The organism is Streptomyces sp. NPDC023723, from assembly GCF_040639815.1.
GTDB lineage: Bacteria > Actinomycetota > Actinomycetes > Streptomycetales > Streptomycetaceae > Streptomyces.
Genome location: NZ_JBFAAP010000010.1, coordinates 78,890 through 96,686 on the forward strand (window position 1 = coordinate 78,890; position 17,797 = coordinate 96,686).

Genomic DNA, 17,797 nt, shown 5'->3' on the forward strand with positions numbered 1-17,797 from the left:
TCGGCGGCAGTTCCATCGTCGTCTCCTCCGGGCTCTCCGGGGGAGCCTCCGGAATGTCTTCCGGCGGGGGAATGGTGTCGATGAAATCCGGGATCGGCGGCAGCGCGTACGAGGAATCACCGCTCCAGGGGCCATGGACCAGGGTTCCGCCGCCGGCCTCGTCGGAGTCGTCGGACACGGTGCACCTCCCTCCAGGGGGACTTGACAGACAGTGGGGTCTCGTGTGCACGCGCGTGCACGTGCACGTGTGCACGCTTTACGCGCGCGAAGCCCCGCCGGAGCCCGGCGGGACCTTCGTTGGTTACGCTCAGTTACGCGGGCCGTGCTGCTTCAGGACGGTGTCCGCGTATTGCATGAGGTGGTCGAACAGCCTCGGGTCGCCCGCCTGCCGCTTCTCCAGCACCAGCTTGAAGAGACGGCAGAGCAGCGTGAACGCGGTGATGACATCGCCGCGACCGGCTTTGACTTCCTTGGCGATTTCGGATCGAGCAAGGCGGAGCCAGAATTCCATCCGGCCGATTTCCCCGCGGCTTTCGATCGCCTTGCGCTCTTCTTCCTGCAGCCAGCTCATCCGCCCATGAATGGAGCGTTCGACGCTGCTGAGGGGGCGCGTCACGCCGACTCCCTGTTACCCAGGTCGTAAATCGACGTGGGACCACCATAGCCGGGATTCTGGCTCTGCGCACCCTGCTGCGGCGGATTCGGCGCGGCCTGGATCGGCTGCGGGTTCTTCTTCCGCTGCCTTTCCAACTCCTTTTCCTTTCGCTTTCGGGCGGTACTTGCGACCTCCTCATCGTGGGCGCGGCGCTTGTAGGCGCCCTTTTCGAGGCCCTTGGTGACGGCCTCGACGTTCTTCAGGACGTCCTTGAATGCCCTTTCCACGGGCTGGGCGCGCAGCCAGGCGTCGTAGAACCGGTCGCCTTCGACGTGGGTGTCGCGGCAGTGGACGCGGATCTCCTGGGCGAGGGTCTCCAGGTTCTTGCCGATGTCCAGCAGGACCCGCTGAACGTCGGCCAGGTACCGGGCGGTTGCCTCCGGGTTCTGCGCGACGTCGCGCAGAGGGAAGTGGTTCGGGTCGTTGCTGTTCACGTGGAAGACCTCCAGGTCTCGGGGTTGGGGGAGGGGAGGAGTCCTTGGTCCCCGAGGCTGTTGCGCGGGGCTGGTGGTACTCGGTTCGTGCCTGGCCCGCTGCCCCCGCTCGGGGCGGGAGTACGGGCGAGCGGCCTGCCGGCCGTGGCCGTCACCGGTCCGCACTCGGTGGGCGAGCGCGGACCGGTGACGACTATGAGCGGCAGGGCGTTGTGCGGGCGGTCCGGTCAGCGGACCGTGTGCTGCTTGAGGGCGACCGCGATCTGCCCGGCGCGGTCCGTGGCGATGGTGCCGCCCTCGGTCCGGACCGCCCTGGCGATGTTGGCCCGGTTCAGCGGCTCATCCTCGGTCCGGAGCCGGTCCAGTGCGGTCCGCTCCAGGTCCGTGAGCGTGATGACCGTGAGGTCCGGACCGCCCTCCTCGCCACGGTCCGGACCCAAGACGCCTTCCGGAGCGTCCTGGTCGGCCGGTCCGGTCCACCCCGGCTCCTGCGGTCCGGGGGCGACGTCGTCGGTCCGGACCGTCACCCCCCGGCCGGCCGCCGGGCCCTGGGCAGCGGACACGGTCCGGGAACCCCGGTCCGGACCGGGATCGGTCCGCAGGTCAGCGCCCTGCGGTCCGGCCGGACCGGCCTCCAGGGCGCGCGCCGGTCCGCCGGTCCGGTCCGTGGCCACTGCGGTCCGGACCGGACCGTGGACCGCGTTCCGGTCGCCCGGACCGGACCGGACCGGATACCCGCCGTGCTGGACCGGGCGGACCGGAGCGGGGCTTTCCAGCGGTCCGTGCCGGTCCGTGCGGGTCAGGGTGAGGACGGTGGGGATGGCGGCCGGTCCGTGGTCGTGGGCCCCGATGCGGGGGACGACGACCCGGTGCAGGGCCATGCCGGTCCGGACCGCCTTGCGGTCCGCGAGCTGGGCACCGGCCGCGGTCCAGGCCCGGTCCAGCGTGGTCAGGCGCGGGTCGGTGATGGCGAGGGACCAGGCGGTGAAGCTGTGGACGGGATAGCGGACCCAGCGGACCGCCCCGATGGAGGGCCGTGCCTTGGCGACCTTGCCGTCCTCACGGAGCTTGCGGCGGTGGATCAGGGAGGCGTACAGCTCCCACAGCACCATGCCCACGATGCTCATCGCGGCGAACGCCACCGCTTTCGGGGTGAAGTGCCAGTAGGTGATCTGTTCCGTCCAGATCTCCTTCTTCGCGTCCCAGACCCGGCTGCCGGCCACCGGCTGCCCGGAGGCGTGCCAGAAGTTCATGACTGCAGCGCCCAAGGCGAAGATCCATGTGCTGACGCGGTAGAGGGTTCCGGCGTCGCCGCCCTGGCGGGCCTGGTGGTACATCCAGCCCACGAACGCCGTCGACAGCTCCCACGCGGCGGCGAACAGGATCGTGAACGGGACGACCCAGCCGAGGATGTCCTCGGCGAAGCCGGCCTGGCCCGTCCACGCGACGGCCATCGGGGCGGTGATCGGACCGATCACCATCAGGCGTTCCGCGTTGACCTTCACGAACTGCTTCACGCGGTCGGCCACGGCCGGCTTCCCGGCACGGGATGCGGCCCGCAGCTCACGGGCCTTCGCCTTGCGGGCCTCCTTCGCATCCCGGCGCTCCCCTTTGGCCTCGAGCTTGAGGCGCTTGCGTTCCAGCGCCCGCTCGGTGCGGTCAGTGGCGCGCTTCATCCGGGCGGCGGCTTCGGCCACCATGTCATCGGCCGCCTTCAGCGTGACGTCCGCGTCCGCTTCCCGCAGCCGGGCCTGCGCCAGCGCCTGCTCGGCTTCCTTGAGATCCGCGTCCCGCTTGGTGCGGGCGGCGGCCAGGATGCGGCCGGCTTCCTCGCGGGCGGCGCGGGTCAGGCGCTCGGCGTCCTCGGCTGCCGTCGCCCGCAGCCGGCCGATGTCCTCCTTGGCGAGCGCGCGGGTACGAGCTGCATCCGCGCGGGACGCCTCCCGCTCGCGGGTGGCGTCCTCACGCAGCTCGGTGGCCGCCTTCTCAGCCACGGCCTTCACCTGCGCGGCCTGGACGTCCGCGCTCTCGCGCAGCCGGTCGGCCTCGCCCCGAGCCTGCTGAAGGAGCTGGTCGGCGTCGGTGGCGGCGCGGGTGCTGGTGTCCACCGCGGTGCGCTCCGCAGCCGCGAGCAGCTCGGTGCGCGCCGCCTCCGCGTCGGCGAGGGCCTTCGCGGCGGTCTGCTCAGCGTCGGTGCGGACCTGCTCCGCCTGGGCGGCCGCCGTGGTGGTGACCTCCTGCGCCTGGCGGCGGGCGTCGGCGAGCAGCTGCTCGGCAGCCGCGTTGGCGTCGGCGAGGACCTTCTCGGCCTCACCGTTCGCCGTCGTCGTGACGGTGTCGGCCTCCGTGCGCGCGTCGGCGAGGAGCTGCTCCGCCGTGGCTTCGGCGGCTGCGCGGACCTGGCCGGCGTCGGCGGCCGCGGTGGTGGCGGCTTCCGTGCGGACCCGGTCGGCGTCCGTCGCGGCGGCGGCCAGGATGCGGGAGTGCTCCGCGTTGGCGGCCGCGGTGATCGAGGCCGCCTCGGTGCGCGCTCCGTCCAGCAGCTCGGTGGCGAGCACCTGGCCGTCGGCGAGGATCCGCGCGACGTCGTCAGCGGCCTGGCCCCGGAGGTCGGCGGCGCGGTCGGCGGCGTCGGCCAGGACCGGGTCGGCCTCCAGGTGCACCAGCGGCACCGTCTCCTCGGGAGCGGCGGCCTGGGCGGGAACGGAGGCCGGCGTCGCGGGTGCCTTGGCGCGCCCGTTGCGGGGCTTCGGGTTCGCCGCGGGGCGCCGGCGGCGGGCGGCGGGCTTGGTGGCCACGGAATGTCCTCTCTCTTCCGGGCGCCTCCGAGAAGGGGCACCGTGGAACTGCGGCGGTGGGTAGGGTCGTGGACCAGGCCCTCCGGGACCCCGGCAGCTTGAATGCCGGGGTCCCGGAGGGCCGTCGTCTTGGTGCGGTCAGCGCCGGGGATCAGGCAGCCGCCGCGTCCTGACTGGGCCCGTAGGTGCGGGCGAACCGGGCGCCCGCGGTCAGCAGGGCGGTGACGTCCGCGTGGTTGCGGTGCTGCCGCTCCGACCAGGGCGTGGCGCGGGCGGAGTCGGACCCGGTGTGGGCCTGGATCAGCCGGTCCAGGACGAAGCCCGCCACGTAGGCGGTGTCCGTGTCTCCGTGGGCGCCGTCCTCGCCGACGTGACGCAGCGCCGTGGACAGGGTCCGCTGCGGGGTGGTTCCGCTCTCGTCGCGGACGAAGCGGATCAGCGCCCGGAGCATCGCCTTGACCGTCATGGAGTCGTCGTCGGCGAGGTCCGCGCCAGCCGACCAGTCCTTGCTGTAGTCGTAGGCGCGGATCCAGCCGTCCTTGTCCAGCAGGGCGATGGTGGCCTCCAGGTGGCGGGCCACGGCCTCCCCGGAGGACTTCTCGCCGGACGGGCCGATCCACAGCGGCTGGTAGAAGTCGGCGGCGAGTTCGGCCGCCCTGCTCAGCGTCACGTCGGAGAACACCGCAGCAGTGGAGGCGGGGGTGGTGGTGATCGTCTCGGTCATGCAAGCCTCATTCCATGGTTCGGTGGGTGGGTCCGGGCTGTCCGGCTCCCCCTCACCGCCCGACCCGGCCGCCACGGTGGTGGGCGGGTCGGTGCGGGCGGATCAGGCAGCCGTCAGACCAGGGCGGCGACGGAGCGGTGCGGGGCGACGATCCGGCCGTCGGGGAGCAGCTCGCCGGTGTCCTCGAACAGCAGGACGGCGTTGCACAGCAGGCTCCAGCCCTGCTCCGGGTGAGCCGCCACGACGTGCGCGGCCTCTCGGTCCGGGCTGGCAGCCGACGGGCACCTCGGGGTGTGCGTACACAGCGAGTCCGGCAGCCGTCGGGTGCCGGTGACGGTCTGGGTGGTGCGATCCATGAGCTCTCCCGGAGAGGATGGAATCCCGAGGCTTTCCCGGGCTGGAGACGTGCGAAAGACCGGCCGCCCGTCATGCGGGCGGCCGTTGTGCGGCGGTGCTGCGGGGCGGGCCGGAAGGTACCCGGCGCTCCCGTCAGGCGGTGCGTTTGCGGGCGGCGCGGCGCTTCATCCGGCGCCGTTCATCCTCGTTGGTCGCGCCCCACACCCCCAGCTCGTTGCGCTCCAGGGCGCCGCGGAGGCAAGGCAGCAGCAGTGGGCAGCGACGGCACACCGCCTTCGCCTCCTCTTCCTGCAGCAGGTCGGCGCCCGACTTGCTCCGTGGGAAGAACAGCTCGGGATCCTCGTCGGCGCAGGCCGCGCGGGAACGCTCGGGCGCGGCGGGGGAGACGGAGCCGTTGCCGTACCGGGCGGTGCGTACGATGGTGTGCACAAGGGCCTCCCAGAAGGTCCGGTGTAGTACGAAGCGGCCTCGGGGATGTGAGCCCCGGGGCCGTTCTGCAGGTCGGCACCCGGCGAGACGCCGGGGGAGCGGCGGTCAGCCGCGCTGGCGCTTGAGGTAGGAGTCCTGGGCCCGCGCGAACACGGTCCAGATCTCCTGGCCCTCGCGGCAGCGGGCCTCGTCGGTGCAGGTGGAGCAGGCGGCGCGGTGGTCCAGGTGGGCGCGGTGAGCCTTCATGTAGCGCTGGTAGAGCGGGGATTCAGGCACTGGGGTGCCTTTCGTGCCGGCGGGTCAAGTGGAGGTCGGCGACGCGGTGGCCCGCCTCCCACGCGGCGGTCGCGGCCATGGCGGCGGCCGCGAGGAGCAGGCGGGTCCAGGGATGAGCGGCGCCGGCGGTGGCGGCGGCCCGGGCGGCGCGATGCTGCGCCGCCCGGGCCGCCTGTATGAGGTGCGGCATCAGCTGCCGAGGCGCTGGCAGGCGCTGCACGTCCAGGCGGTCGCCGTACCAGGCCGCGCGGGTACGGCACCGAAAACGCCGCCGCACATGTCGCACTGCATCCCGGTGCCCGCCCTGGCGGGCACCGGGGTCGCAGACGAGGGCGGGCACGTGGCCGGGTCGCAGTTCCAGCGGTGGCACAGCGGGCAGGAGTCGTCGGCCATCACCGGCCGGTGCAGCACCAGGACGGGCTGCCGCTCGTAGCCCGGCATCATCTCCTGGAGCGTGCGGCGGGCCCGGCGCTCCGCGGGGATGCGGGCGTCGGCCTCGCCAGCGATGCGGGCCAGGAGGTCACCGAGCTGACGGTCGGCGGGAACCGAAGTGGTCGCGGTCTCTGTTGTCGGGGCTGCGGGGCGTGTCATGATCGCGGTGGTCAAGGGGATCTCCCAATGGTTTCCGTTGACCGGACAGCCCCGGAAGGTCAGAGTTCCGGGGCTGTCGCCGTGACCGGCCGGGCGGCCGGCCACGGCCCGCCTCCACCCTCGTGATGCCGGTGGGGTGGAGACGGACCGTGGCCGGCCGTCAGGCAGCGGCGGCGTACGAGGGCCTGCCGGGCCGGAGCAGGTAGTCCTCGGTCGTCCAGACCGAGCCGATCGCGACGGGCTGGCCGTCGGGGCGGAGGGTGTCGCGGACGATGACCGCCCAGCGAGCGCTGTTCCGGCGCAGCAGCCGGGCGACTTCTGCGCGGTCCGTGACGAGCGCGAGGACCTCGTAGCGACCAGTCACGTTCTGGTAGATCGCGCCGGGGTGGCGGGGGCCGATCTCGTCGGCGACGGTCGGCAGAGAGATGACACGGGGCATCATGGGATGGGTCGTCCTCTCGGAAAGGGTGACCTGCAAGAACCCCCAGGGCGGCATCCCTGGGGGTTCGAACCACCGGCCCCCACACGGCGGGGAAGAGCCGGGGAGTGCGTCCTGCGCACTCCCGGGCGGTCGCCACGCGATCGGTGGCGGCCGCCCGGGGCAGCGCAGGCTGCAGGGCAAGTGACGGGGCAGCAGGTGGCCGGTCAGTCGGCGAAGCGTGTCCGGGTGACCGGGCCAGTGAGACGGCCTATCTCGCGCTCCAGTTCTTGGGTTCGCCTGGCCAGCGCCGCTCGCTCCGAGCGGGGCAGGCTCGGACCGGTCAGCTTCCGGTTGGCAGCGGCGAGTTGGTCAGTGACGCGCTGCAGCGGCGTCCGCGGGTCGGTGGGTACGGGCATGACGTCCTCCTCTATATAGAAGTGCCGTACGAGCAGCCAGGGCCGTGGCCGTTTGTTCGGAGCGGGTCAGCTCGTGCGGCGCTGGGGGTGCTGTGTCGTGAGCGGCACCGGCGGCGCACCCAGCGGCGCGTCGCCGTCGGGCAGCTGCGCGCGGCGGGTGTCGGCGTCGCGGACCGCGGTCTCGGTCGCCGCCCACTGTTCCTTGCGCACCTGCCACACGAGCCGGCCTTCGCCTTCCGACGCCGTCACCCGTGCGGCGATCTGGCTGACGGCCAGAGCGGGCGCGACCGTGGGCTTGCGCCGCACGGTGGTCTTGCGGCGGTGGCCGGTCTCCGCGTGACCGTCCTCCAGGCGCTCCTGCCACGCCCGGACCGTGACATCGACCTTGATCAGGCGGTTGCTGCCCAGGCGGCAGTGGACGGCCGGGGCCTGGAGCGCGCGGCCGGTGTCGTGCGGCACCACCTTGGGCGTCTTGGTCCCGAGGCCGGTGACCGGCACCCACGTCAGGCAATCGGGGCAGATCAGCGACGCGCAGGCGGGGCGCAGGTCGTACTGGTGGGGCCGGAGGGTGGAGAGGGCCAGCGCCGGGCGGGCGCTGACGGTGCGGGAGCGGGTCCGGCTCCGGCGGGGGCGGGCGGTGCGCTCAAGGGTCGAAGCAGACATGTGGACTCCTCACGGACGGAGCGGCAGGGAGCGCGTCGCGAATGCTCTCTCCGCCCTCCAGGCCGCACGGCACAAGGCCGGCGTCCCGCAGGACAGACAGCGCACAGCGCTGCGACATGCACACAGTTGTCGCGGCCGTCAGGCTCCGGAGGAGTTCGATGGTGCTCTCGCGCCCTCGGATCCCAGCGAGCTGGAGAGGGCTACTCCGGCCGCCCCAGAGGGCGGACAACTACTGCGGTTACTGCGGTCTTGCGATGGTGCTCACTCGGTGCTCCCGGAGGATCACCAGCGCCTTACTCACATCAGGTTGCATCAGGTACCCTCATGTGTCAAGCGGTATAGTGAGGCACCCAGAGTGAATTCGAAGGAGGCGAGGCACATGTCAGGGCCACCCCGAGCCGACAATCGGCCGCCGTACGCGCGCATCGCGGGCCATTACCGCGACCTGATCAGCTCTGGGGAGCTCTCGCCGGGCGACCTCCTGCCCAGCATCAAGACGCTGGCGACCGAGTGGGAGGTCAGCACAGCTACCGCAGACCGAGCCATGCGGCTGCTGCGCGAAGAGAAGCTCGTACAGGGCATCCCTGGCGTCGGCACCGAGGTGATGGAACGCCCCATCTCGCTGTCCTCCGGGGCTGAGCGTCACGACCGCAGCAGCAAGACGCAGTCGTCGTGGGGCGTCGGCGAGAAGTCGTCCGGCCACACCGCCGGCATAGTCGAGGCTCCCGAAGACGTCGCTGACATGCTGGATATTTCGCCTGGTGACGACGTGATTCGCCGTAGCCGTGTCTACCGGGACGGTCATGGCATCGTCTCCCACTCCACGTCATGGATCCCAGCGGAGTTCGCCCAGGCCGTACCCGAGTTGGCGCGGAGCGAGCGACTCAAAGGCGGGTTGTCACTCGACTTGATCGCTCGGGCCACCGGGCGGCACGTCGTGAAACGCGTGGATGAAGAATCGGCTCGCATCGCAACGTCACGCGACCTCGAGCTCCTGGAGCTGGAAGCCGACACCGTCGCGGCGATCCTTGTGCTGACCGCACGCTTCCTGGACGCCGAAGGCGAGCTACTGGAGTACGGCGTGGACTTGGGCGCCCCCGGCCGCACCCGTCGCACGACGACAGAGGTGCAGCGGTGAGCACGTACGACACCGCCGTACTGGACGACACGCTCGTCTCCTGCCTCGAAGCCCGCCTCAGCCAGCTCCTTGGAGCCGAGCACGTCGACACCCTCACGCTGGAAGGACGATTCGAGATCACGCGCATCGCCGCCGCTTTGTCCGGCCGACCGGGCCCCGCGCCTCGCGCGATCCTCATGTCCGGGCTGCAGGGCTCCGGCAAGACGACCCTCGCCCGCGCCCTGGAGGCGGCCGGTTTCCGGCGCCTGTGCCCTGATGAGGAGATGTTCCGCCGCTACGGCCACTACGGCAGGGACTTCCCTCGCGGCGAGTTCAGGGTCCGGGAGGCACCCGTCCTCAAGGACATCGCCCTTGAGCTCCAGGAGCTCCTGGCGGCCGGGCACGAGGTCGTGGTCGACCACGGCTTCTGGACTCCGGAAGAGCGGGCCCAGTGGGCAGCGACCGTGATGGAGGCCGGCGGCAAGCCTGTCCTCATCTACTTGCCCGTGCCGCATGAGGTCCGCTGGGACCGAATCCGGAAGCGCAACGAGCAGTCGCTGGTCGACGCGAACAGCATCGAGTTCAGCGAGGAGGATCTGCTCAGGCATGCGGGCCGCTTCTCCCCACCGACCGACCATGAGCCGCACATCGTTTACAACGGGCAACCGGACAGCGTGCTGGCCGACATACAGCTCAGCAGGCATTTCGATGCCTGACGGCACGCAGAACTCGATGCGGGCGCGGCACTGGGGTGTGCCCGGGATCGCCATGGTTCCTCCGGCCGGAGTTGCGGGTGTGGATCAACAAGAAACAGCATCCGCACCAGGGGCCTTGAGCGAGATGTCCGACCGTGGAAGTGGTGTAGCAACAGCGTGGCAATACAGCCGTTGATACCTGGAAGGTGACCGCAAAGGAGGTGTGTAGTGATCGCTGTGGACAGGTGGACAGGTGAGGAGGCACTGCTGTTGCGGTCGGTGATGCGAGCATCTGTACGCGAGTTCGCCGGTCGCCTCGGCATCAGCCCCCGGACCGTCTCGAACTGGCAGCGGAACAAGACGAGCGTCTGTCGTCCCCAGATGGCGCAGATCCTGGACACGGCGCTCCTCCAGTGCACCCCGGCTGAGCAGGAGGCGTTCAGCCTCCGTCTGGCAACGCTGCGTGGAACGTCAGCTCCCCACAACGCGGAGTCGGCAGCACGTCCGGCACCTTGCACGGTCGTATCCCACAAGTTCTTGCCGGTGTACCTCGGGGAGTGCAGTACGCCCCTCTACGCTGTGGGTTCGCCAAGCGAGCCAGGGCCAGGCGGCCTGGAGCAGCGAGTCCTGCCGGCTGACCACCACTCCGCGCAGTCGTCGACGGTGCACATGTACGCCTGCGGTGTCGCGGTGGTGCATCTCGAAGAGCACCATCGCCTCGAGTCGTTGACCGAGCTGGCGCTGTGGCGTTACCGCACGTACCTGAAGGAGCCGGGCTGGGTAGGAGAGTGGATGGCCCGCCTGCTGGCCCGCCACAGCGACGACAAGGACCAGCCTGCCCAGTCGCTCGTTCCGCAGTACGTACTGTCGGCCTACGAGCTCCGCACACATTCCTGGTCAAGCGCCGGCCTGGACACGGCTCTCCAGCTGCTCGCTACACCATCAGTGCTGGTCAACCGGCAGAACCCAGCAAACGTGGTGCCGCTCGGACCAGGGGTAGAGGAAGCCAAGTTCCGTGACGGCTGGGCTCACCCCGAGGCCGTGACCTTCGACGGCGGAGTCTCCCGCGGCGTCGTCGGCTGGTCCGGCGTCGCCTATCACCCGCAGCAGGACGAGCGGGCCCTGACCATGAGCCAGATCGTGGCTCTTGAGCGCGACGTGCAGGCACTCTGGGCCCTCTCGTCCCACATCCTGCACACAATCGAAGACGGCCAAGACCCGGTGATGCCGACGGCCTACGGTTGGCGCTTTCTGCGCAGCGCCTACTTCCGGCTCACTACCGCGCGCCCCACTGAGACCGCCCAACACCGGGTGATGCGCGAGGCAATCCTGGCCACCAGCGAACTTCCTGATCGGCTGCGCGCTGCCCAGGACGCTCTCCGAGATAGCAATCCGTGACAGCCATGTGGAAGGCGGAGTGGGTGGACCCTCAATCGACAGCGCTGCTGGTCATTGATGTGCAGCAGGGCTTTGTCAACCATCACAGCCGCGGAGTCATCCCCGCCGTTGTTCGGCTGGTGAAGGGCTGGCAAGCAGCTGGCGCTCCCGTGGTGCTGTCGCGGTTCCACAACGTGCCCGGGTCACCGTACGAGAAGATCACTGGGTGGACGCGACTGCGTACCCCCGAGGAACAAGCCCTCGTTGCTGACCTGCTGCCCTTCGCTACCAGCGCCGCCGCAATCATCGACAAGCCCCAGGCGTCAGTGTTCACCTCTGAGGGTGCCCGGACCATTCGCGAGGCGGGCTGGACCGATCTGGTGCTGTGCGGCATCGACACGGACGCTTGTGTCTACGACTCAGCTATCGCTGCTTACCAGAGCGGCTATCGGCCATGGATCGTGACCGACGCCTGCGCCTCTACCGGGGGACCCGACTACCATGACGCCGCCCTAATGCTCGCCGCTCGCAATCTCGGCGCCAATCAGCTCGTCACCAGCGACAACATCTTGACCAGGCTTGGCGGACCCCGGGGAGTACACGCATGAGTTCATCTTCGTACGACGCGGACGTCCTGATCGTCGGAGCTGGCCCGGCCGGAGTGTCAGCCGCAGTCATGGCGGCCAGCTTGAAGCTGCGCACCATAGTGGTAGAGGCTGGGCTAACCGGAGGCAAGCTCAACGTCGTCGGCGCCTTGGACAACGTGCCTGGGGGCTGGTCGACGGGCCCGGATCTCGCACAGGCTCTGGTCCAGGACCTACAGCGTCTGCGGGACGGCGGCTGGTGCACGCTGCTTCAAGGCCGCGCTGTGGCAGTGGGCGGTCAAAGTCATCGAGCCGAACTCACTTTGAGCAGCGGTCAGGTGCTGACCAGCCGAGCCATCGTGGTCGCCACCGGCGTGGCATCGTCTACACCAGTGGAAGCTGACTGGGTGACCGCTCCCGAAGATCTAATCGCGCCGCCCCTCTGGCGTGCCACACCCGACAGCATCAGAGAACGCACGTACGTGCTCGGGGCCGATCGCCCGCTCGGGACCTGGCTCCGGGCCTACCCGAAGGCATCACAGACGCTGCACGTGCTCTGTCCTCCCGCGGACGAATACAAGATTGCCGAAGTCGCAGGCGATGATCGTCTCCGCATCGTCCCCGTCTCGCACGTCACCGTCACCCGGTCTTCTTTCGATGACGGCTGGGAGGTGGAAGTCAAGGACCGGGACGGAGAACGGAAGATCTATGCCGTAACCACCGTGCTGAACAACCTGGGCAACAAGCCGGCTGCCCTCGACGGACTAGCCCAGGGCGAGGATGGCTACTGCCCGCCCGGAATACAGCACCCACGAATCCGGACCGCTGGCGACTTGAGGTCGAAGCAGTATCAGCGCATCGCAATTGCCCAGGGGTCGGGGGCCGAGGCCGTGCTTGCCGGCTACTACTCCAGCGTGGTCCGTCATGCCTGATACGGGTTTCATGGCTGTGGGGGCGGTGACATCTGCTGGTGACATCCGGATGTCACCAGCAGATGTCACCAGACACGTAGTCAAGTCGCATGCCACGCTGACTGGGTGCACGTCGGCGGGCAGAGGAGCACAGGTGACTGACGGCTGCGAATGCCCTGAACGAGTCGGCTCCCATCGCAGGTCGCCAGCCATGGGTACGACACGTGGCGCCGCCCGGCGCCAAGCGTGCCGACGGGCCGGTACAGTGGCTCTGATCGTTGATCAAAAGAAGTGGCCCCGTCAATCGCCCTTGAGTAAGGCGAGAGGGGCCACGTGGCCGACGGACCTTGTAGGAGGGGTCCGAGAGCCTGCCGAGCACCCTTTTCGCAGAAGGAAGGTGCCAGCGTGATCAGGGTACCCGTACCCGTCACCCGACACACCGCACCCCGCCGTGGAGTCAGCAGCCGTGCCGACTGCTGGTCCTTCGACGGGGTGTTCGTGCTGTCCGCGCACATGCCGGTCCGCGCCTCGAGTGAGGGGGCCGGGTTGGTGACCTAGGTCTCCGGGGCGGCACCCGTCTTGATGCCGCCTGGGCTGCTCAGCCACTGGTGATTGGGAGTCACCTCGGCTCAGCGCCCATCTGCCACCGGAGAGGGCTTGGGAGGCCCCTCCGAAGGGATTGCCCGCCGGTTGGAAGCCGGTCGGACGGTTCGTAATCAGGTTTCACCCGAAACCGGAAGCACCTTTACAGGGGCTTCGTCGTGCCGTGAGGCGGAAGCCCCGGCAGGAGTCATTGTGCATGACCGTCCTGCGGGCCGCCAGCTTCGGCATGCCCGCACATACCGGTACTACCGCGCAGAGCAGCCATTTCGCCGCGCAGTCATGGCCGACATCACACCCCGCGCGAACATCAATGCCGCTGGCACCGGCCTGTCCGCGGTCCGGCAGACAGTCGCCGTCCCCGGGAACGTCGTCCCGCACGACGGGACGGGTTCCAAGATTTTTTGGCGCGTGGCGGGAGGGATGACCACAGCTGGGGCTGACCGGTCTCTGTCCACAGGTGACGTGGTCCAGGGTCGCCGGATGGATCATCTTCTGACTTCCTTCCCGGGTACCCGGTGAGCGCGGCCGCGGCGTCGGCCGTGCTGGCTCACCCTCTGCGGGACATCATCGGCAACTCCGTCGACGAGCCCCGGCTGCCCGCGCAGCGGAACGGGCTCCGGTCGGTGCCGGCCTCCGGGAAGCCGGACGGCGACGGCCCGGAGGACCCGCTGCGCCTCGGTCGCACGATGCGGCTGCGGCTGCGCGACGCGGTCCAGGCGCTGCTGGCGGACCCGTCGATCGCCAAGCTGAAGGACGCGCCGAAGCTGGCGGCCGTGGTGCTGTACGCGAAGTCGCGGGCGCCGAAGGGGGAGGAAGACGACCTCCAGACCTCGATCTGGGGCGCGGAGCTCGGCCGGTGGATGGGCATGAAGGAGTCGACGGTCCACCACAAGGTGCTGCCGGTGCTCCGCGGTACGGACGCGGTGCACACGCAGGTCGTAAGGGACGGGAAGGGGCACCCGACCGGGCTGGACTGCCTGGTCATGCCGCTGTGGCGCGCTCACCACGGCGGGGGAGCGGGGCACCCGCTGGCGCTGACGAAGGCGGAGCTGGCGACGCTGCTGCACCTGTGCGAGGCTCTGTTCGGGCACGGCTGGACACCGAAGGACAAGGAGCCGACGCCGCCTGGGCTTCTGGCCGGCCGGACGGGCAAAGGCGCGGCGACCGACCGGCTCGGGCTGCTGCTGCTGGTCCTGAACACGAGGGCGTCGGGCTGGCTGCAGCTGGTCGGCGGCTCGGTGAAGAAGCGCGAGGGGCGCGGGGCGGCGACGCTGGCCCGGCTGCTGGGCTGCTCGCCGTCGGGGGCGCGGAAGGTGCTGGCCCGGCTGACGGAGGCCGGTGTCGTGGCGCGGCATCACCGGGAGACGTCGACGCGGATGCGCGGCCGGGGCCGGGTCATGCTGCTGCCGGTCGCCTGCGCGTACGGCCGCACGCTGGCCTCTGTGGAGGCTGCCCAGAGCGCCGGTCCGGTCTTTTCGGCGCGTCCCGATGGTGCGTGCGGGGATCATGGTCCGGCCGGGACTGCTGGTGTCCCTGGTACACCTGGGATCGGGGGCACCGAGGGTGTCGGGGATGCGGTGGATCAGGAGCGTCCCGATGGTGCAGAGCTCCACGCAGACCACGCTCACCTGGTTACTCCCGTCGTTCCTCCGCAGCTTTCTTGTGGCTTTTCCGGCGAAGGCCGTGGGGGTGAAGGCCGTCGGCCGGAGCGCGTGTGCGTGCGCGAGGACCAGGCCGCCGACGGCGGGAGCCTCGCTGCCGGGAACAGGCCGCCGGTCGCGCAGGACGGCCCGCTGCGCGGGGAAAAGCCAAGTGAGTCCCCGTTCGATGAGCGTGAGGGGCAGCGTGCCGCCGCGGCTGGGACCGGTAGCCGGCCGAAGCCCGTGGGCTGGGAGAAGACGCAGCGGCAGCGGAGGGTGACCCTTCCGGCTGCTTACGGTCTGCGGGTGGCGCTGGGGCCGGTGGCAGGGCTGTGGGAGCGGCTGTCAGGCTGGCAGCAGGACCAGGTCGAGGCGGCAGCTGAAGCGGAAGTGAAACGGCTGGCGGGCCTGCTGATGCAGCCGGGGGTGGCACCGCAGATGCTGGCCGACCGGCTCACCGACCGCCTGGAGGAGACCGGCGGCGAGGCCCTGGTCGACCGCCCGTATCCGTGGCTGATCCGGCGCGGCCTGGTCCAGCGCCCGGCCTGCTCGGACCCACGGTGCGACGACGGAACCCGGCTGGACACGCGTGCTGAGTGCCCGTCATGCACCTCAGTGATCGCCGACCGCCGGGCACTGCGGGCCCGGATCCGCTTAGCCGTGGATGGCGAACACAGTCGCGGCCCGGCCGGCCGGGCCGCGTACGAAGCGCGTCTGCGCACGCACACCGCCCTCAGCGCGGACCTCACGCGTGCCCGGCACGCCCGCGCCGCCGTCGAAGCAGAGCGGCGTCGTGCCGCTGTCGCGCAGCGCCGCCAGCGGGAGGAGGAGACGGAGCGGGCGCGGGCGTCGGCGCCGTGTGCCGACTGCGGGATCGCCGACGCGGCGGGCCTGTGCCCGCACTGCACCTGGAGCCGGCGTACGGACGTGCTGGTGGCGGAGGCCGTGGACCTGGCCGTCGCAGCAAGGACCGCCCTGGACGATCCGGAAGAGATCGCTGCGTTGACGGCGGCCTGCGAGGACCGCGTCCGGACGCTGGTTGCCGAGGCCGCCCGCAGGCAGGGCGGAAACACGGCCGTCGACGCCTTCACCACCGTGCACGTGGCCGAGCAGGTCCGCGACAACCAACAAGCCGACGCCCTGCGGCGGCTGGCGATGAGCGAGGAGGCCGACGCCGAGGCGGAGGCGGTGCGCGCGGCCGAACTGCGGCGCAGCCCACGGCGGCCCGAGGCCGCCCGAGCCGCTGCCGAGAAAGCCCGCCACCGCACCGCGCACTACCTGCTGCGCGACAGGCTCGGACGGTTGCGGGTGCTGCGGGCCCGAGTGGCGGCCGGCAGGCCGCCACTCGGGATCCGTTGAACCGGGAGCCGCCGAAGTGTCAGTTCCCGCCGCTACCCTGGTAGTTGCCCCGCCGGGGCACGTCTGCTGTGCTACGGCCGGGGTCTGTGAATCTTCTGGTTTCGGAGGCTGAGCGTGAGTGGTCTTTCCCGGCACGGGACAGAAGATGACCTTGTCCCGGCGTGGGGACACAGGCTGACGGTGCCGTGCCCAGCGTGCGGACTGCCCGCCCACCGGCACCGCACGATGGACTACGACGGGGTCAACATCTACCGCTCCCACGCGGGCCCGGACCCGGCACGCGTGATGGCCGGGCATGAACCGGACGCGGAGGTGGCATGGATCGCGCTGCTCCCCGGCGGGCGACTACCCCGCCCGGTTCTTCGCCGACACCGAGGTCTACCACCTCGCCGGCGGCATCGCCTGGCCCGGTCCTCACCACCGCGACTACGGCAACGCCAAGGTCGCGCACGCCGTGTGCTGCCCCGGTCTGCACCCGTCCCCTCCAAAGACCAGCCGCGGTGCGAACGAGCTGTGGCGCGCCATGCGGCTGCGGCTGCTCCGCCAACCCCGTACCAGCCACTGACCATCACTCCGGGCCGCGCGCCGGGGTGCAGAGGAGATGACCGTGAACCACGCCCAGCTGATCGCTCTGGGCAGAGCACTGCGCGTCGCCGGAGAACACGAGCAACGTCTCACCGCCGGCGACACTGCGGCCGACGTGACGGAGATCCGCCAAGACCTCGAGCGCGCTGCAGCCCTGCTGGACGAGGCGATCAGCGGACCCAAGCCGGTCACCCGCTGCCCCGAGCACCCCAGCGGCCCGGTCGATCCGGACGCCGCCGACCTGTGCCTGCTGTGCGAGACCCGCCGCCGGGCAGCCCACCGCGACACCCCCCGGCCACGTGCTGCGGAACCGGACGAGGAAGCGCCCAGCCGGGTGCAGTCCCAGCACCGGCTGCGCGCCGACCATCCCGAACCGCGCAAACGGTGGATCCCGGAGATGTGGAACGGCGAGGCCTGGCAGGTGTGCGGTACCCCGCGGCGCAGCGAACGCGACGCCCAGGACTGCCTGCTGCAACAGATGCGCGGGCCGGACCCAGCATCCGCCTACCGGCTGGTGTACGCCTTCACCGACCACAACATCCAACGGATCTGGGGAACCCCCGCGCCGCGCCGGAATGAGCCGTGAACAGGCAGCCGCATTCCGCGACCGGGACTCGTGGTGACCTGGCCACGATCACACTGCGGCGGGTCCGCGAGGACGCCAGACTCGGACGCTTCACAGCATCCATCACGCCGCGGCGGCGCCGGGCCCGGGGGCGGGAGCCGACGGTTCACATCGCACGAGTCCTGCTGGACCTGATCCCGCACGCCGACGTTTCCCCGCTGCCGGCATGGCCTTCCGTAGCCGGTCCCCTGGCCAGGCACGTGACCCCTGACGCCTTCGACAAGGACTCGGGAACACTGTCCCTGGCCTGCGACTCAACAGCCTGGCTCACCCACACCAAGCTCCTGGCCCCTGCCCTCATCGAACGTCTCAACGCCGAGCTGGGCCCGGACACCGTGCGCCGTATCCGGCTGGTGAAGACAGCCACCCTCCCCCTTGTCGTGGCACAGCCGGCCGTCGGGAACAGCATGCCACCGGCGACGGAACCCCGTCCCCTCCTGCCAGACCCTGCCATTCACACGGCTCTGCAACGCCAGCTGCGCCAACTACCCCGCGAACCGCGGCCGTTCACCCATACGAGGTGACCACGGTGAACCG

21 protein-coding genes are annotated in these 17,797 nt (G+C 70.5%); 9 read left to right on the plus strand and 12 right to left on the minus strand.

All coding sequences use genetic code 11. From position 1 onward, the window contains the following. Positions 1-307 precede the first annotated feature (307 nt). From AB0G32_RS14355 to AB0G32_RS14410, 12 genes are all read right to left on the minus strand, one after another. On the minus strand, positions 308-616 hold the full coding sequence (locus AB0G32_RS14355) for a hypothetical protein (RefSeq protein ID WP_361162485.1): 309 nt from the start codon (positions 614-616) through the stop codon (positions 308-310). Then, complete coding sequence (locus AB0G32_RS14360) at positions 613-1,089, minus strand: hypothetical protein (RefSeq protein ID WP_361162486.1); 477 nt, start codon at positions 1,087-1,089, stop codon at positions 613-615. The genes AB0G32_RS14355 and AB0G32_RS14360 overlap by 4 nt, the downstream gene beginning before the upstream one ends. A gap of 227 nt (positions 1,090-1,316) precedes the next feature. Further along, positions 1,317-3,887: a hypothetical protein gene (locus AB0G32_RS14365; RefSeq protein ID WP_361162487.1), complete on the minus strand. Its 2,571-nt coding sequence runs from the start codon at positions 3,885-3,887 to the stop codon at positions 1,317-1,319. A gap of 151 nt (positions 3,888-4,038) precedes the next feature. Continuing rightward, a complete protein-coding gene (locus AB0G32_RS14370) occupies positions 4,039-4,611 on the minus strand; it encodes a hypothetical protein (RefSeq protein ID WP_361162488.1) in 573 nt (190 codons plus the stop codon). A 113-nt stretch (positions 4,612-4,724) separates the two neighbouring features. Then, on the minus strand, positions 4,725-4,916 hold the full coding sequence (locus tag AB0G32_RS14375; RefSeq protein ID WP_361162603.1) for a DUF5999 family protein: 192 nt from the start codon (positions 4,914-4,916) through the stop codon (positions 4,725-4,727). A gap of 184 nt (positions 4,917-5,100) precedes the next feature. Beyond that, on the minus strand, positions 5,101-5,388 hold the full coding sequence (locus AB0G32_RS14380) for a WhiB family transcriptional regulator (protein ID WP_361162604.1): 288 nt from the start codon (positions 5,386-5,388) through the stop codon (positions 5,101-5,103). A 114-nt stretch (positions 5,389-5,502) separates the two neighbouring features. Then, positions 5,503-5,673 carry a hypothetical protein gene (locus AB0G32_RS14385; protein WP_361162489.1) on the minus strand — a complete coding sequence of 57 codons (171 nt, stop codon included), beginning with the start codon at positions 5,671-5,673 and terminating at the stop codon, positions 5,503-5,505. Continuing rightward, on the minus strand, positions 5,666-5,863 hold the full coding sequence (locus tag AB0G32_RS14390; protein WP_361162490.1) for a hypothetical protein: 198 nt from the start codon (positions 5,861-5,863) through the stop codon (positions 5,666-5,668). The genes AB0G32_RS14385 and AB0G32_RS14390 overlap by 8 nt, the downstream gene beginning before the upstream one ends. Beyond that, positions 5,863-6,264 carry a hypothetical protein gene (locus AB0G32_RS14395; RefSeq protein ID WP_361162491.1) on the minus strand — a complete coding sequence of 134 codons (402 nt, stop codon included), beginning with the start codon at positions 6,262-6,264 and terminating at the stop codon, positions 5,863-5,865. Before AB0G32_RS14395 ends, AB0G32_RS14390 begins: the two co-directional genes overlap by 1 nt. Before the next feature lie 160 nt (positions 6,265-6,424). After that, the gene (locus AB0G32_RS14400) at positions 6,425-6,706 is read right to left on the minus strand and encodes a hypothetical protein (protein ID WP_361162492.1); all 282 of its coding nucleotides are present in this window, start codon (positions 6,704-6,706) and stop codon (positions 6,425-6,427) included. 203 nt (positions 6,707-6,909) lie between these two features. Further along, positions 6,910-7,101 (minus strand): hypothetical protein, encoded by a 192-nt coding sequence (locus AB0G32_RS14405; protein WP_361162493.1) that lies wholly within the window; start codon positions 7,099-7,101, stop codon positions 6,910-6,912. Positions 7,102-7,167: 66 nt separating this feature from the next. After that, entirely contained in the window at positions 7,168-7,764 is a 597-nt protein-coding gene (locus tag AB0G32_RS14410) for a hypothetical protein (RefSeq protein ID WP_361162494.1), read from the minus strand. A 379-nt stretch (positions 7,765-8,143) separates the two neighbouring features. Between AB0G32_RS14410 and AB0G32_RS14415 the strand changes: the two genes are divergently transcribed. The 9 genes from AB0G32_RS14415 (at position 8,144) to AB0G32_RS14455 (ending at position 17,784) form a co-directional block, all read left to right on the plus strand. Next, positions 8,144-8,902: a GntR family transcriptional regulator gene (locus tag AB0G32_RS14415; protein ID WP_361162495.1), complete on the plus strand. Its 759-nt coding sequence runs from the start codon at positions 8,144-8,146 to the stop codon at positions 8,900-8,902. Next, positions 8,899-9,597 carry an AAA family ATPase gene (locus AB0G32_RS14420; RefSeq protein WP_361162496.1) on the plus strand — a complete coding sequence of 233 codons (699 nt, stop codon included), beginning with the start codon at positions 8,899-8,901 and terminating at the stop codon, positions 9,595-9,597. The genes AB0G32_RS14415 and AB0G32_RS14420 overlap by 4 nt, the downstream gene beginning before the upstream one ends. Positions 9,598-9,804: 207 nt before the next feature. Beyond that, the gene (locus AB0G32_RS14425) at positions 9,805-10,974 is read left to right on the plus strand and encodes a helix-turn-helix transcriptional regulator (protein WP_361162497.1); all 1,170 of its coding nucleotides are present in this window, start codon (positions 9,805-9,807) and stop codon (positions 10,972-10,974) included. Then, complete coding sequence (locus AB0G32_RS14430; protein ID WP_361162498.1) at positions 10,971-11,561, plus strand: isochorismatase family cysteine hydrolase; 591 nt, start codon at positions 10,971-10,973, stop codon at positions 11,559-11,561. Before AB0G32_RS14425 ends, AB0G32_RS14430 begins: the two co-directional genes overlap by 4 nt. Beyond that, positions 11,558-12,469, plus strand: a complete 912-nt coding sequence (locus tag AB0G32_RS14435; RefSeq protein ID WP_361162499.1) for an FAD-dependent oxidoreductase — start codon at positions 11,558-11,560, stop codon at positions 12,467-12,469. The genes AB0G32_RS14430 and AB0G32_RS14435 overlap by 4 nt, the downstream gene beginning before the upstream one ends. 1,268 nt (positions 12,470-13,737) lie before the next feature. Then, positions 13,738-16,050, plus strand: coding sequence for a hypothetical protein (locus tag AB0G32_RS14440; protein ID WP_361162500.1), 2,313 nt, complete (start codon positions 13,738-13,740; stop codon positions 16,048-16,050). A 295-nt stretch (positions 16,051-16,345) separates the two neighbouring features. After that, the gene (locus AB0G32_RS14445) at positions 16,346-16,615 is read left to right on the plus strand and encodes a hypothetical protein (RefSeq protein ID WP_361162501.1); all 270 of its coding nucleotides are present in this window, start codon (positions 16,346-16,348) and stop codon (positions 16,613-16,615) included. Positions 16,616-16,657: 42 nt separating this feature from the next. Next, the gene (locus AB0G32_RS14450; protein WP_361162502.1) at positions 16,658-17,221 is read left to right on the plus strand and encodes a hypothetical protein; all 564 of its coding nucleotides are present in this window, start codon (positions 16,658-16,660) and stop codon (positions 17,219-17,221) included. Next, entirely contained in the window at positions 17,218-17,784 is a 567-nt protein-coding gene (locus tag AB0G32_RS14455; RefSeq protein ID WP_361162503.1) for a DUF721 domain-containing protein, read from the plus strand. The genes AB0G32_RS14450 and AB0G32_RS14455 overlap by 4 nt, the downstream gene beginning before the upstream one ends. The last annotated feature ends 13 nt before the right edge of the window (positions 17,785-17,797 follow it).